At 50.6% G+C, this 14,354-nt stretch carries 14 protein-coding genes; 6 read left to right on the plus strand and 8 right to left on the minus strand.

From position 1 onward, the window contains the following. Window positions 1-444: 444 nt before the first annotated feature. From I8H75_06215 to I8H75_06240, 6 genes are all read right to left on the minus strand, one after another. On the minus strand, window positions 445-930 hold the full coding sequence (locus I8H75_06215; protein ID MBH2006909.1) for a DUF1566 domain-containing protein: 486 nt from the start codon (window positions 928-930) through the stop codon (window positions 445-447). Next, entirely contained in the window at window positions 908-2,416 is a 1,509-nt protein-coding gene (locus I8H75_06220; GenBank protein ID MBH2006910.1) for a group II intron reverse transcriptase domain-containing protein, read from the minus strand. Before I8H75_06220 ends, I8H75_06215 begins: the two co-directional genes overlap by 23 nt. A 77-nt stretch (window positions 2,417-2,493) precedes the next feature. Beyond that, entirely contained in the window at window positions 2,494-2,694 is a 201-nt protein-coding gene (locus I8H75_06225) for a hypothetical protein (protein ID MBH2006911.1), read from the minus strand. Beyond that, window positions 2,691-3,086 carry a four helix bundle protein gene (locus I8H75_06230; protein ID MBH2006912.1) on the minus strand — a complete coding sequence of 132 codons (396 nt, stop codon included), beginning with the start codon at window positions 3,084-3,086 and terminating at the stop codon, window positions 2,691-2,693. The genes I8H75_06225 and I8H75_06230 overlap by 4 nt, the downstream gene beginning before the upstream one ends. A gap of 44 nt (window positions 3,087-3,130) precedes the next feature. Next, window positions 3,131-4,411, minus strand: a complete 1,281-nt coding sequence (locus I8H75_06235) for a DUF1566 domain-containing protein (GenBank protein ID MBH2006913.1) — start codon at window positions 4,409-4,411, stop codon at window positions 3,131-3,133. Window positions 4,412-4,466: 55 nt separating this feature from the next. Further along, on the minus strand, window positions 4,467-5,951 hold the full coding sequence (locus tag I8H75_06240) for a hypothetical protein (protein MBH2006914.1): 1,485 nt from the start codon (window positions 5,949-5,951) through the stop codon (window positions 4,467-4,469). 163 nt (window positions 5,952-6,114) lie between these two features. Here I8H75_06240 and I8H75_06245 point away from each other — a divergent pair, with 163 nt between their 5' ends. Together I8H75_06245 and I8H75_06250 are read left to right on the plus strand one after the other, a co-directional pair. Further along, window positions 6,115-7,767 carry an AAA family ATPase gene (locus I8H75_06245; protein MBH2006915.1) on the plus strand — a complete coding sequence of 551 codons (1,653 nt, stop codon included), beginning with the start codon at window positions 6,115-6,117 and terminating at the stop codon, window positions 7,765-7,767. A 55-nt stretch (window positions 7,768-7,822) separates the two neighbouring features. After that, window positions 7,823-8,656, plus strand: a complete 834-nt coding sequence (locus tag I8H75_06250; GenBank protein MBH2006916.1) for a bifunctional 5,10-methylenetetrahydrofolate dehydrogenase/5,10-methenyltetrahydrofolate cyclohydrolase — start codon at window positions 7,823-7,825, stop codon at window positions 8,654-8,656. Here I8H75_06250 and I8H75_06255 read toward each other — a convergent pair. Beyond that, window positions 8,651-9,304 (minus strand): ROK family protein, encoded by a 654-nt coding sequence (locus tag I8H75_06255; GenBank protein ID MBH2006917.1) that lies wholly within the window; start codon window positions 9,302-9,304, stop codon window positions 8,651-8,653. The two genes, I8H75_06250 and I8H75_06255, sit on opposite strands and share 6 nt — an antisense overlap. A 101-nt stretch (window positions 9,305-9,405) precedes the next feature. Between I8H75_06255 and tkt the strand changes: the two genes are divergently transcribed. Next, window positions 9,406-11,436 carry a transketolase gene (tkt, locus tag I8H75_06260; GenBank protein MBH2006918.1) on the plus strand — a complete coding sequence of 677 codons (2,031 nt, stop codon included), beginning with the start codon at window positions 9,406-9,408 and terminating at the stop codon, window positions 11,434-11,436. Further along, window positions 11,402-11,857, plus strand: a complete 456-nt coding sequence (gene rpiB, locus I8H75_06265; GenBank protein MBH2006919.1) for a ribose 5-phosphate isomerase B — start codon at window positions 11,402-11,404, stop codon at window positions 11,855-11,857. Before tkt ends, rpiB begins: the two co-directional genes overlap by 35 nt. Before the next feature lie 14 nt (window positions 11,858-11,871). On the opposite strand, the gene I8H75_06270 is transcribed toward rpiB, so the two are convergent. After that, window positions 11,872-13,206 (minus strand): patatin-like phospholipase family protein, encoded by a 1,335-nt coding sequence (locus I8H75_06270; protein ID MBH2006920.1) that lies wholly within the window; start codon window positions 13,204-13,206, stop codon window positions 11,872-11,874. A 92-nt stretch (window positions 13,207-13,298) separates the two neighbouring features. Here I8H75_06270 and I8H75_06275 point away from each other — a divergent pair, with 92 nt between their 5' ends. Both I8H75_06275 and I8H75_06280 read left to right on the plus strand, forming a co-directional pair. Next, complete coding sequence (locus tag I8H75_06275; protein ID MBH2006921.1) at window positions 13,299-13,604, plus strand: hypothetical protein; 306 nt, start codon at window positions 13,299-13,301, stop codon at window positions 13,602-13,604. A gap of 3 nt (window positions 13,605-13,607) precedes the next feature. Continuing rightward, a complete protein-coding gene (locus tag I8H75_06280; GenBank protein ID MBH2006922.1) occupies window positions 13,608-14,282 on the plus strand; it encodes a 3'-5' exonuclease in 675 nt (224 codons plus the stop codon). Window positions 14,283-14,354 lie beyond the last annotated feature (72 nt).

The following is a 14,354-nucleotide window of genomic DNA, read 5'->3' on the forward strand; positions in this document are numbered from 1 at the left end:
CATACAATCCATGCGAACCACCGAACACCCACATCCACAAACATACAATCCATGCGAGCTACCACGTCCCCAAACACACGATGAGATACAAATCATGGAACCACAACGATCGGATGTATTTTCTCTAACCCAGCCCAGCGTCTGTTGCTTTCAGCAACCTCCTCTGGCTGGGCTGTGGCACCTAAGCCCCTCACGGGGCATTATCAGCCGAGATCGGCTGATGGAGAATACGCCATCACTGCGGCTGCCATGATTCGGATTGTATCGAATCAGGCTGGATGGATCGATTTGGGACGCCCTGTATTCGCCTGGGCCGGCTTGAGCCGGCCCTTAAAACCATGGAACGGCAACGCTCTCCCGAACACGGTTCGGGGTAGAGGAAATCCTTTATAAATCAAAGCACGAGGTGATTGATTAAAAATAAAAAGTAAAAAAATCCCGTCTTCAACGCACGCAGCGAACATAGCCTGTACCGCCGATGCTAACCGTGTTGACGCTGCCATTACTGAAATCCACGCTCCACGCATTGGACGGGGACGGTTGATAAACAGTCGACGACCAAAAATAGTTCGCTGGCGTTCCCGGAAAAGCCGTCAGATCAATGGTGGCTCCTGAACTCACAGTCACGTCGACTAAAGTAGAAAGCTCCTTGATGGTCGGCATCCGCCAAGAGCCAGCGGCTTGACTCCCAATGACCAACTGAGCGCAATAGGCCTGCGCCGAACCGGCCGCAGCCGATGCGCTCCAAGTTCCTGTGCTATAAGCTCGCTGCCAAATAAGACCTGTCACGGTATCTTTGACCTGGGTGCTTCCGGCTGTCAGTGTCGATCCGGTTTCGTCCGTATAGCGACCCACCGGTGCACTCCCAAGCAAGCTTTGCGCCAAAAGAACCAGCATCATGGCCACGCTAAGATTTATTTTTAATGGCATCCTCATTTCCTTTTCGTTGAGGCTTCAACCAACGCACCAACGCGCGGGCTCGAATTCGCCCAAACGGAGTTGGCATTTCCAAGGCCAGAGCCACTGGCAACCCTTTTTGAAACGCTACATCCAACAGGCTTTGTAAACGCCGATACAAAACGCCCACGCGAAGCCGTCGACCTTTTCGATGATTAGGAGTGGGTAACCCCAAGCGTTCCCGATCTTGAAAGCGAGGAACTTCTGCGTAGCGACCTACCTTGACCACTAAAACACTTTTTTTGAGACCTTCCTGCAAACGATCCACCTGATCACGCCAACAAGCATCTATCTTAAAAAATGGAAAGCGCGGTTCAAAGCCCAGCGGAGACTTAAAATGAAACCGAGAAATCGTATGTTTTTGCCAAAGCCGCTTCAAGGCCGAACGACTGTCTGAGTGCACCAGGTGCCCATGATAGCTCATCCAAGTCGCTCGCAAGCGTTTAACTGCCTCCGATTGAATGGGCCAAGAGTCAAAACCTCTTAAACGTGAGCCCCGTAAAGGCTCCTCCAACTCTGCGAGGCGACGATCGGCCTGCTGTAAAACGCGGCGGCGCGAAAGAACGTAGTTAGGCCGAACGATATAGCCGACAAAGTCAACTCCCTCGCTCACCGGCCGCACAAGGGCGTCTTCATGTGCCACAAGATGCAGGCGTTCTGCTAAAAACTTTCGAATGGATTCTTCCAAAGAACGAAGCTTTTGAGCCGATAAATCTAAGATCACCCAGTCGTCCACGTAGCGCACATAGTGTCGTACTCCTAACGTACATTTCACAAACTGATCTAAGGCGTTTAGATACACGTTGCCAAAGAATTGGCTTGTCAAGTTGCCAATCGGCAACCCTCGATCGGGGCCTGAAGCGCCTAAACGCTTGTGCTGTGGAACGCGTTCAAAACGTTCTCGAGGCCCTACTCGTTGAGCCAAAGGAACTGGATCGTGATTCACAATTGTTCGAACCAAGGATCGAATGGATTCTGCATGTTCCATCGAACCCAGCTTTTTATCTAACAGACTCAGAAGCGTCGGCCGATGAATTGATGGAAAAAAAGCACGAACGTCCATTTTTAAAGCGTAGGCGCGTACTTTTCCTCCACGAGTCAGATGACGCATCTTTTGCTGAAGAGCATGCATGGCCGCGTGCGTACCCTTTCCAACGCGGCAGGCATAAGAGTCTGAAATAAAACTTTTCTCAAAAATCGGCTCCAGTTGAGCATGAAGCAGGTGATGAACCACTCGGTCTCTAAAGTCAGCAGCGTGTATCTCGCGATACTTGGGGCGGTCGGTCACAAACACCGTTCCGGGACCCGGAAGGTATCCTGAGTGAAGGCGTTTGGTTAAATCAAACACTCTCTCTCCATAGCGCATTCGAAACAAAATGGCATCGAGCCTCCCACGCTTGCGTTTCATGCAAGCCTGAGCGGCACGGTGCACATCCTCATACGAAGGCCATGAACTCATACTTTTGTTTCTCCCATCTTCAACGCACGCAGCGAACATAGTTTGTATTGCTGATGTTATTCGTGTTGACGTTGCCATTATTGAAATTCACGTTCCACGCATTGGACGGGGACGCCATTCGTTCGCGTGAGTTGCTTTTGCGCAGAGGTTTTTGAACAACCTCTGCTAGCCACACGGTGTCTTGTCAACAAGCGAACCGTTTGGCGCTTTTTTTTGCCAAGAACCCGGGTTCCTGGCGAACCCACCGCACGGGATCGAATAAGCACGCCCTTTTTCATACCGACTTTTGCAAACCGGCACTGGAAGGTTCTGGCTTTGACATTTTCAGTTTCTTCCGCCAACCCACTGCCTGCCGAGTTAAGTCTATCACCTGCTTCATGATCAACATAAATTCATTAAACGACGAAAATGCTTTTACCTCCTTGCCCACATTCATTAATAGCCTCATTGTCTCAACTTCTTCACAAAGCCTTGTCACTTTCTGTACGCGCTCCTCCGGCCGCATCGCTTCGCTGATGAGAATTAGAACGCTCAGCGCTTGATTTCGTAACTGCGTCCCTAATACGTAGCGATGGTATTGAGGAAATCCACGAACTACTAAATCCAATTTAACCACCAAGTCAATTGCCGTTCGATAGATCGGCAAACTTTCGTAATAACTCTTATCCACTCTTTCTCCCTTCGGTTCTTAGTAAAAAGTAAAAAATCCCGTCTTCAACGCACGCAGCGAACATAGCCTGCACCGCTGATGCTACCCGTGCCGACGTGGCCAGCATCGAAATACACGCGCCACGCAACGGACGGGGACGGCGCATAGACCGTTGAGGTCCAGTAAGAACTAGATTGCGTCCCAGGAAAGGTCGTTGTGTCAATCGAAGGGCTGCTGGTCGTGTAGTCCACCAAGGTCTGCAGTTCAATGCGTGTTGGTAGGCGCCAATGGTTGAATCCACCGGTTGCTTGGCTCGCACAATAAGCCTGAGCCGATCCAGCGGCTGCAAAAGCGCTCCAAGGATAAGCGCCCGTGCTCCCCGTCTGTTGCCAACGTAGGCCAGTATACGAATCTGTCACAACGCCATTCGACACGGAATAGCGTCCACCTTGATTCGCTAGGTTGGCGTATACCCCTATGATTTGAGCCCATTGAGACCACTCTGAGCCTTGAGGGATCGTACAACTTAACGATGGGCTCAGGCTGAGAGTTGAGCTTGAAGAAAGTGGTAGACTCAGTGATAGACTCTCGGTCAGACTATTCGTCCAAGAATTTCCAGGACTTAAGCTACTGGAAACACTCAAATCGTGCGAATCACTTTGGCTCAAACGAAGGGTCCGACTCTTTGTTCGCGTTGACGGAGCCGAGAAAGACCCGGTTTCACTCTGAGCGATCGTTAGGCTCGGCTTCGTGAGCGTATCGCTGCTAGACACACTGCAAGTTAAAGTACTGGACTCACTCAAATAACCCGAGTCACTTTGGCTCAAACGAGGGGTCCCACTCTTTGTTCGCGTTGACGAAGCCAAAAAAGACTCGGTTTCATTCTGAGCCCTCGTTGGACTCAGCTTCGTGAGAGTATTGCTGCTAGACACACTGCAGGTTGCGGTACGAGGGTAAGCCAGCATCGCGAAGTTTTCATCATACACACTCGTTTTACCCGTCCAGTCGGCGTAAATATTCAAAAGCACAATATGGCTTCGGGTGATTTCAGACGCGTGACCCTCAGGCAAACGGGTCTGATTCGCGAAAAAGGGCACCATAGCCCCCTCCGACGAACTGATATTGCAGCTCACTCGCTCTAACATCGTGTTCAGATACAGCGAACAGTTAGCCACAAAAGTCCCGGTATAGTCCGGCTGCGCTTTGATTTGAGGCGATAGAGCTTCTAAAACGCCCCGAACACCCTGCCCGGACAGCACTTCCGCGTCAACCTGAGTCAACGAGCGATTCTCAAACAATTGCGCCCAAGGGTCTGGAATCGTGTTGTTAACCCAAGTAAGGTTCATTTGGACAGCCCAACTCGAGAAAGCCATAAACCCAAAACACCCCAAAAACAGGATTTTACAACGCATTTCTTTCTCCCGTGGAATCCAAACCCAAAGCTTGCGAGATCTCTTCTGCCAGATTTAACTTGCCGTTGATTTGCGTTCTTTGAAGCTCGTAGTGTTCAGACGTACTCCGCCTTGTAAATGGCAATTCTAAGGGCTCCGGTATTTCTCGAATCGTCGGCTTTTCAAATGATAGCTTTAAAGGTTTCGGCAGGGCTTGAATGGCTGGAATCGTGCTCGTGGAGCTGCTGGCAGAACTGGATCTCGAAGAACTCCGGGATTCTAGTTCCACGCCTCCTGAGAGGCCCAACAAATCCAATGGCAAATCCATAGAAGGCTCCTCGAGGAGGGGCTTCGTCAATGAAGCAGGCTCGGGCAGAGGCTTTTTGACGAACACGCCATCGTACACGTTTTTGACTCGCAGGCCAATATCAAACAAGGTCTTCACCATCATCAAGTATTCGGTCGCCACCACAACCCATTGCGTGACGGATCGAACTTGTTGCTGCGTTTCCTCGGAAGCTGCAACAGAAGCAATCGCTTGCGTGGTCAGCGCTAAAGCTTGCAAGCCAGCTATGCCGCTAAAGAAATATTGGACATGGGGGTTGCGATTCGGACGTAGCCCAATTTGACTGAGCGCATACGCATCGTACACCCCTGCCGCAACCCACAAAAGCCGGCTGCAATCGGCTTGCAGAGACTGATACGATTTGAGAACCCCCACCGTAACGGAAGTGAAAAGCTCCGCGATAATATAGCCTTGGCGCGCCGGACCATAGGTATCAAAAAGCTCGCCATATCGATCAACCCAACCGCTGCCTGGCCAAACATCGACCCACTCTCGCTCTTCGATTTCCCAGTGCGCCCTAAAGAACCAGGGCAAGGTAGGCACTCCGGCCGCACCGACTCCCACCAAGGTTGCGATCAGCGAACAAGCGCCAAGGGTTTTTTGAGAAGCATCTCCTTGCCGCATGAGCGAGACCGAAGAGGTCGTAGTCGGAGAGATCAAGAATAAAACGGGCAAGATCAAGCTGCCCGGCAGATGAGCTTGGAAAACTCCGATCCGATAAGCAACGGCTCCCCAAACACTTGAAATGCCGAGCAACAGCGCCCAGTTCCCTAAAACGGCTCCTGCATGGTACTGCAGATCATCCGAACCCAGCGCGATCCGGGTCGGGCTGTCCTGCCAATCCAAAGCTCCTGTCTGTGCAGGCAAACGATCATCGCAGGCCAGAATGCCGAGCGTCAAACCTGTCCGAGCATTTTGAGCGACTTGAGTCAGCCCTACGGCCGTCACGGTGCCCAGCAAAGTCGAAACCGCAGCCCCCGTTTTGGCCGATTCTGTCACCTGCGGAGGAATGGCAGGCGGTGGTAAATCCAAGTGATTTCGAGCAACCACCTCCCACATGGGAAAAGGCTCTGCACAAGGCAGTGGTTCAGCCAGAGAATAGGCAACCTGTAGGCTGGCCAATGCAGAGAAAAAGAGGCCGTATTTCATTCCATAATCCCATTCGAGCAATCAATGGGGGGTTTTTAGCATCTGAAAGACTCGAGTGCAAGTTGAGGCAAACTTCGAAGTCTCATCGCCCTGCCGTTCTCAGGCCTATTAAGCCCGGATACTCGATTGATTAATCGGCGCAAGCATGAGAGAATAAGGCCCTATGCGCTACGCGATTGGCATCGATGACTTTAAGCAACTCAGAACTTCGCTGGATGACACAGGAACCCCGCTTTTCTATTGTGATAAAAGTCTTTTTATTCGCGACGTCATCCGAGACGGCTCTGCGGTTCTTTTACTGCCCAGACCCCGGCGTTTTGGCAAATCGTTGAACCTCTCCATGCTCAAGTATTTTATGGGCAGCGAAGAACCTTTGTTTGACGGCCTAGCGATCGAACAATATCCCGAGATTTTAGCCGGCTGGCGCGGTAAATTCCCCGTGGTCATGTTAGGGTTCAAGGGCCTCAAAGCCGACACCTTTGAAAATTTACAAGCTTCTTTGAAGACCTGCATACTCGATTGCTTCGAACAGTTTGCTTATTTGAGTGACTCTAAAGAATTGAGCGACTTGCAGCATCGGAAACTAGCTCCCTTCTTGAATGGGAGTTTGGATGCCATTCAGCTGACGAATTCACTGAAATATCTGACGGAGTTTTTGGAAAAGCACCACGGTCAAAAAGTCTGGGTGCTGATCGACGAGTACGACACGCCCTTGCAACATGCGTACTTAAATGGGTTTTTTCCGGAAGCGGTGGCGTTGTTTAAGCAAGTCCTGGGAGCGGTCCTCAAATCCAATACGTCTTTATACAAGGCGGTGATCACCGGCATTACGCGGATTTCCAAAGAAAGCTTGTTTTCAGACCTGAATAACATTCGAGTTTATGACATTACCCAAAACGCTTATGCAAATTATTTTGGCTTTACGGAAGAAGAAGTAGAAGCCGTTTGTCCATCGGAGCATTTGTCGGAGCTGAAATCCTGGTACAACGGTTATTCGTTTGGGAAGAACCGCCTGACCATCTATAATCCTTGGTCAGTCTTAAACTTCTTGAGCAACGATTTTGATTTAAAGCCCTATTGGATCAACACGTCTGGGAATGATTTGATCCAAGATTGCTTAACGGCCGATAAATTGCCGGATGTACACAAACTCATCCAACGGGAGAGTATCGGTATTCCCCTTGAGCCATACACGGTCATGAGCGACCTGAGAGAAAACGCTTATTCGTTTTGGAATCTATTGTTTATTTCGGGTTACTTAACGCTGGATGCGGAAGGCAAGATGATGATCCCGAACCGAGAGGTGACCTATTTCTTTGAAAAGACGGTGACTGCTTGGTTTGGGGGTAGGCAAAAAGAGCGTTTCTTAAACGAACTCTTAGAAGATTTGATTTGGGGAAATGCTCTTGAGCTGCAAAGTAAATTGCAACAGTTGATTTTGGAAACCCTGAGTTTCCATGATGTCACCGAACGCAAACAAGAATCGTTTTACCACGGTTTCTTGCTAGGCATGACGCTGGGTCTGCGGGGCCGTTACATCGTCAAGTCGAATCGAGAAAGCGGCTACGGGCGTTATGACTTGGGGTTGTACCCCCTAAACCCTCAGAAAGACCCAGGGATTTTGATCGAAGTCAAAATGGGCCTAGAGGCCTCGGCAGGCTTAGAGCAGATTGAAGAGAAAGCCTACTATCAAGACTTACAAACGGCCGGTTGTTCCAAGATCCAGACTTACTCGATTGCGTTCGATGGCAAACGCGTGAGCAGTTTGTACGCATGCAAAGGCAGCGATAGAGTGTTGCACCCACTCCAGAGTTAATTTGAGCCTGAGGGCCTGTCAATCAAACTCGATTGTGCTAGACTTCGAGCCTACTATGTTCGGTCGCATTCTGGATGGAAAACGCATTGCAGAGTTTCATTTGCTGGAGCTTAAAAGTCGAATTGGCTCTGCGCCACAAAAACCCTGCCTCTGCGTGATTCGCGTTGGAAATAACCCTGCTTCCGAAGTCTATGTGGCTCGAAAAGTCAAAGCAGCCTTAGCTGTTGGCATTGAAAGTCGATCCATCCATCTTTCCGAATCGTCGTCTCAGGCCGATTTGATTCAAGAAATCAGCCTGGCCAACCAAGACTCGTCGATTCACGGCATTCTCGTCCAACTGCCCTTGCCGTCTCATCTATCCACCCAAACCATCCTTCAATCCATCAACCCACTCAAAGATGTAGACGGATTTCATCCAGAAAATTTTGGACTTCTCTCCCTGGGAGCTCCGCGTTTTGTGCCTTGCACTCCCAAAGGGTGCCTGGAACTTCTGAAAGCCATTCCGGTCGATTTACTCGGCAAACACGCCGTGGTGGTTGGCCGCAGCAACATTGTTGGCAAACCCATGGCTCAACTCCTTCTGAATTCGCAAGCGACGGTCACTGTTTGTCACAAAAATACGCTTAATCTCGCGTATTTTACCTCTCAAGCCGATGTCTTGATCGTGGCTTCGGGTGTGCCAGGCCTGATCGGGCCAAACCATGTTAAAGAGGGTGCGATTGTTCTCGACGTTGGTATCAACCGCCTCTCAGATGGAAAACTGGTAGGCGATGTGCATACGGAGCAAGTTCTGCCAAAAGTTTCCTGGATAACACCCGTACCGGGCGGTGTAGGTCCGATGACCGTCGCCATGCTGATGGAAAATACGTTTCGAGCCAGCCAGTTATAGAGCTTGATTTTCCCAGAGCTTTACCCCACCCGTAAGCCCAGCAATGTTATGAGCCAGGATGACGTTGGGAGGCAGCTCAAAAGACACATTTTCCGCATTTCCTCCACCGATGTAGAGGCGGTCAAAATTGAAGATGGCGCTCAGCAAAACAATGGCCTCATGCAAATACTTGTTCCATTTCTTAACTCCGTGTTTCTCGAGAGCCTTTTTCCCCAGGCACTGCTCGTAAGTCTTCTCACCTCGAAAGGGGTGATGGCCCAACTCGAGATTGGGAATTAACACACCATTCATAAACAGAGCGGCTCCCATGCCCGTGCCCAAGGTGATGACCATCTCAAACCCTTTGCCGGAGACCAAACCATAGCCCTGAATATCTGCGTCATTGGCCACTCGTGCGGGCTTATGAGTCAATTTTTCCACTTCACTTTGCAAAGGAAAACCGACCCAGTCTCCATCTAAATTAGGAGCCGTTCGCACAATGCCCGACTGAATCACCCCTGGAAAACCAACCGATACGCGATCATAGCCAGCCTGCATGCGAAATAGCTTTTTCAGGCACTGCCAAACAGCTTCTGGGGTCGCTGGCCTGGGAGTTGCGGTTCGAGTCCGCTCGGAAACGGCCTCGCCTTTGGAATCAATTTGCATCATTTTGATGCCGCTCCCACCAATATCAACAGCCAGTGTCCGGGTCATCTGCCTAGGCTATCATAAATTTGTGTCTTACTCCATTTCTTGATACACCGAAGTGTATGCAGGAAAAGCGCATCGGTATTTTAAACGCTCAAACCACCATTAATACACTCAGAACCTTGGCCATGGACGCCGTTCAAAAAGCCAACTCCGGGCACCCAGGAACGCCCATGGCGCTGGCTCCTGTTGCCTACTCTCTTTGGCAATATTGCTTGCAATACGACCCCGCCAACCCTACCTGGATCAATCGAGATCGATTTGTCCTATCCAACGGACACGCTTCCATGCTCCTCTATGGCCTCCTGTATCTTGCCCAGGTTAAAGGCAGCGTTCGCTTGGAAGACATCCAACAATTTCGGCAATTGGGCAGCCGATGCCCCGGGCACCCGGAGTACCTTCACACGGCAGGCGTGGAAGTCACCACCGGCCCCTTAGGTCAAGGGCTCGCCAACAGCGTAGGCATGGCCTTAGCAGCGCAGTGGAAAGCCGCGCGTTACAATAAGGCCGATTTCGAGCTCTTTAACTACCAAGTTTATGCAATTTGTGGCGATGGCTGCCTCATGGAAGGCATCAGCAGCGAAGCGGCTTCCCTCGCCGGTCACTTGCAACTTCCAAACTTGTGTTGGATTTACGATAACAACCACATCACCATCGAAGGCTCCACGAATCTCGCTTTTACGGAAGACGTCCAAAAGCGATTTGAATCGTACGGTTGGGTGGTTCGACACGTCGCGGACGCGAATAACCTGGAAGCTCTTCACCACAGCTTGACTCAAATCCGAAACGAAACGAAACCTTGTTTGCTGATCGTTGACAGCCAAATTGGCTACGGCGCTCCGCACAAGCAAAATACCGCGGCGGCTCACGGAGAGCCTTTGGGTCAAGAAGAAATCAAACTGACCAAAAAAGCTTACGGTTGGCCCGAGGAAGGCGCCTTTGAAGTTCCGAAAGAGGCTTTAGACGATTTTGCTCAAGGGCTCGGGGCCCGAGGACACGCTCAAACACAGGCCTGGGACGCGCTCAGAAGCGCCTACGCAAAAACATATCCCGAATTGGCTACCGAACTAAGCCTTTTGGAAAACCAGCAACTTCCAGCCGACTGGGATGCCAACTTGCCCATTTTTCCAGCCGATTCCCAAGGAATGGCAGGCCGCGCAGCGTCTTCGAAGGTTTTGAACGCCATCGCAAAACAAATACCTTGGTTTTTGGGCGGTTCTGCGGATTTAGCGCCTTCCACCAAGACTTGGATCGAAGCCAGTTCGCCCATCAGCACCGGTGCCTTTGAAGGTCGAAATCTTCATTTTGGAATCCGAGAGCACGCCATGGGCGCTATCCTCAATGGGCTCGCACTCTCACACCTCTTGCCCTACGGGTCGACGTTCTTTACTTTCAGCGACTATCTGAAACCCAGTTTAAGACTCTCTGCACTGATGGGCCTGCCAGTCACCTATGTGTTTACGCACGATTCGATTGGCGTTGGAGAAGACGGCCCCACGCATCAGCCGATTGAGCACCTCATGGCTCTTCGAGCCATCCCCGGATTTACGGTTTTAAGACCCGCCGATGCGAACGAAGTGACCGAGGCCTGGCGCTCTATTTTGAGCGCGAGAGCCCCCACTGCCATCATTTTGACGCGACAAAATTTGCCTACACTGGATCGCTGCCGCTACGCCCCTGCCACTGGAGTTTCGCAAGGAGCCTATGTCTTAGCAGACTCCGAGAACCCACAAGTCATTTTGATGGGGACAGGCAGTGAAGTCTCTTTGTGCATTCAAGCCTTTGAAATACTCAAAACACAAGGGATCTCATCTCGGGTTGTCAGCATGCCCTCCTGGGAAATCTTTGCCCGGCAACCCGCTGAGTATCGAGAATCAGTATTCCCGAGCGCTTTAAGAGCACGCGTTGCGGTGGAAGCCGGCGCCACTTTAGGCTGGGAGCGCTATGTCGGTTTAGACGGAGCCATCTTAGGGATGCACGATTTTGGACAATCGGCTCCTGCTGACGTTTTGCAATCGCATTTTGGATTTACAGCCTCAAACATCGTGGAGCTTGCTCATGAGCAAATACGGAAACCTCGCCATCGCCTCTGATCACGCAGGATACCAACTCAAAGAACAGTTGATTGGCTTTTTGGCCAACGATGCTCATATTCTAGACCTCGGAACGGATCACACCGATGCCGTGGATTACCCCGATTTTGCCCTTAAATTGGGAAAAGCCATCCACGAAGAAAAAGCGCGTCGAGGTATTTTGATTTGTGGAAGCGGCGTCGGTGCTTCGATGGCAGCCAATAAGATCTCAGGCATTCGAGCCGGTCTTTGCCACGATACTTACTCCGCACATCAGGGGGTTGAGCACGATCACATGAATGTACTGGTTTTGGGTGCTCGCGTGATTGGCCTTGAGCTTGCGAAGGAAGTGGTCACGAGATTTTTGAATGCCACCGAATCGCAAGATGAACGGCATTTAAGAAGGCTTCAAAAAATGACTCAATTAGAGAATCCAACTTAAAAAGGCGAAAGCGTTTAAAATCCCGTTCCTGTCTCTTTCCAGGGATTCTTGAGCGGCTGCAACATTTTCTTCAAAAATGGAATATGAGGCTCGGTTTCAGCGCGTCCATGCTGAATGGCTCGCAGCAAGTCTTGAGGAGATGGAACGACCTTCATGGGCGATAACACCCGATGATACGCAATGACACAATCGGAGGCTTCGTACCCTTCTTTGCTGGTCTCAGCCGCGATCGCCATCATCGGAAGAAACATCCAATGACGCTTCCAATTCGGTGAAAACCCGTCCAGACTCAAGACAAAAGGATCCACCAACGAACGCCTGGCTTCCGCGGCTGGGAGATTGTCTGAAAACCCGCCATCCATCAAACGACTCACACCATGTTGGCGCATCATCTCACGCACCAAAGAAAGCATCGAAGCATCCTGAGGACATACCTCGTAGTGAAAAAGCCCTGGAACGGCGGCCGAGAATCCAACGGCGTCCAATACATCAAATTCGGCCGTCAGCTCATCGCCTCCCAAGTAAATCGCCTTCAGAGGCCGCTTAGCAAATTGAACCAGTGCTTTAACCAAGCTGGACTTTCGATTTCTGAGGGCTCGCTCTGGGTTAAACCACGGAACATCTAGGCCTCTCCATTGCGAATCCGCGATCCCGGAAACAGCCACACGCAGGGGAATCGGCAGTTCTTTCAAAGCGAGAGTCCGCGGCTCTTGAGGCGATCGAAACGGTTCTCTCAAAACGTCTAAATTAAGCCGAAACGTCGCCGGAAAACCGAATTGGCTTCCCTCTAAAGTAGGAGAGATGAGACGATTCCATTGCAATCGACTCCCCATTCGTTTCATCTCTTCGAGATCAAACGAACGACGAAATGCTCGATAAAGGCCTAGGATAGCTCCCATCGAACTGCCTGCAATGGCATCCGGCCGAATCCCGGCTTCTTCCAAAGCCGCAAAAGCCCCGATGAAAACATAAGACGTCCCACCTCCGCCCGACAGCGCCAACCCCAATGGCCGTGTCTGAACCGCGGCGTCGAGCGAAGTTTCGGACATTCGCCCCCGATACAACAAAAGCAAACGCTCTCGCTCAGCGCTCAGAAGCGATTGGATTTGCCCAATCTGCCGTCCCCGAATCAGCGTTTCATAGAGGCGTGTACGAAACAGATCGGTCGCCGTTCCGATTGGGACCCAGCCACCGTCCCAAACTTGAGAGACCCGAGCCAAGGAAAGAGCCCACCGCAAAATAGCCTCTTCTGCATCGGTAATTCGGTAAACACCCTGGAGTTGTTCTCGAACAATTTGACATTCTAGATGGGCGAGCTGCTTGATAAAAGCCCTATTGTCTGTGGACACCGCTTGGTTATAACGAACTTTGACTCATCATGACAACCCTCTCTTTTCTTTCCTTTCTTGACTTAAGGGCTCTGAAAGGTCCAAACCGGGGTATGCGTTATTCGATCCCAGAAGGTTATTGGCGCTTTGTCGGCCGATACGAATCTGGCTTCATCGCGGATGAACGTATCTTAAACCCCGAGCAACAAGAACGCTTTCTTCCATACAGCCCTAAACCAACCGTTCTTCGAGAAGGGCCTTTTATTCTGTTGGATGACCCGGAACTCTCAACCGCAGAAGGTTTCATTGCTTACACCGGAAAAGAGGCTTATTGGCTAAATTTAAGCCAAGGGCTCAAGCAGTCCTTGAAGTCTCAAGATTTAATTGTTATCGGAAACACAACCTTGGAAGTTTTATAAATCATGTCTCAAATGTCACTTTTCGAAAGCCTTTCAACCTCGAATTCGCCCGCACAAACGAGCCTCCCTTGGACTGATTTGCCCTTTTTGGTGGTCGATACCGAAACAACTGGGCTCGACCGAAATCAAAATCGCGTGATTGAGATTGCCTGGGTTTTCTTTGACAGCCGTCAAGAAATTCATGGAGAGGCTCGCTTTTGTCAGATTGATGAACCCGTTCCGGAACTCATCACCGGTCTGACCGGGATCAGCACCGACATGCTCACAGATCAACCCTACTTTGCGCAGCATGTGGATGATTTTCTCGAATTTGCCTCGAAAGCCGCTTACATCGTCGCTTACAACGCAAGCTTTGATCGCGAATTTTTGGAAGCCGAATTTCGAAGAGCCAACCGCGAACTTCCGGCTTTCACCTGGGTGGATCCTTGTGTCTTTATTCGTGAATTTGACCGATATCAAAAGGGCAAAAAATTAACCGACGCCGCTTTACGCTGGGGGGTTCGTTTGGACGGTGCTCATCGCGCGCTAGCCGATGCTAAAGCAGCTGGGCATCTTTTGCTGAAACTCATGCCTCGTTTAAAAGCGAACTCCTTATCGGAGCTCATCACTTTGCAAAACGCCTGGCAAATCGATCAAGAGCGACAATACCAAGCTTACGCGGCTCGAAAAGCAAAATAGCCGTCCGAAGATACGCGTCCAAGAATGGTGTTTTTTCAGCATTGCAAACTCGGACTTTTGTCGATTGCTTAA

This window comes from Myxococcaceae bacterium (assembly GCA_016000045.1).
Classification (GTDB): Bacteria; Myxococcota; UBA727; order UBA727; family JABDBI01; genus AER2-1.

Excerpts from the sequence above, each read along its gene's own strand:
- I8H75_06275 (MBH2006921.1), top strand. The coding sequence starts at position 13,299 with ATGCGTTATTCGATCCCAGAAGGTTATTGGCGCTTTGTCGGCCGATAC.
- I8H75_06255 (MBH2006917.1), bottom strand. The coding sequence starts at position 9,304 with ATGATGCAAATTGATTCCAAAGGCGAGGCCGTTTCCGAGCGGACTCGA.
- I8H75_06280 (MBH2006922.1), top strand. The coding sequence starts at position 13,608 with ATGTCTCAAATGTCACTTTTCGAAAGCCTTTCAACCTCGAATTCGCCC.
- I8H75_06240 (MBH2006914.1), bottom strand. The coding sequence starts at position 5,951 with ATGAAATACGGCCTCTTTTTCTCTGCATTGGCCAGCCTACAGGTTGCC.
- I8H75_06225 (MBH2006911.1), bottom strand. The coding sequence starts at position 2,694 with ATGAAAAAGGGCGTGCTTATTCGATCCCGTGCGGTGGGTTCGCCAGGA.
- tkt (MBH2006918.1), top strand. The coding sequence starts at position 9,406 with ATGCAGGAAAAGCGCATCGGTATTTTAAACGCTCAAACCACCATTAAT.
- I8H75_06245 (MBH2006915.1), top strand. The coding sequence starts at position 6,115 with ATGCGCTACGCGATTGGCATCGATGACTTTAAGCAACTCAGAACTTCG.
- I8H75_06220 (MBH2006910.1), bottom strand. The coding sequence starts at position 2,416 with ATGAGTTCATGGCCTTCGTATGAGGATGTGCACCGTGCCGCTCAGGCT.
- I8H75_06235 (MBH2006913.1), bottom strand. The coding sequence starts at position 4,411 with ATGAACCTTACTTGGGTTAACAACACGATTCCAGACCCTTGGGCGCAA.
- rpiB (MBH2006919.1), top strand. The coding sequence starts at position 11,402 with ATGAGCAAATACGGAAACCTCGCCATCGCCTCTGATCACGCAGGATAC.
- I8H75_06215 (MBH2006909.1), bottom strand. The coding sequence starts at position 930 with ATGCCATTAAAAATAAATCTTAGCGTGGCCATGATGCTGGTTCTTTTG.
- I8H75_06250 (MBH2006916.1), top strand. The coding sequence starts at position 7,823 with ATGTTCGGTCGCATTCTGGATGGAAAACGCATTGCAGAGTTTCATTTG.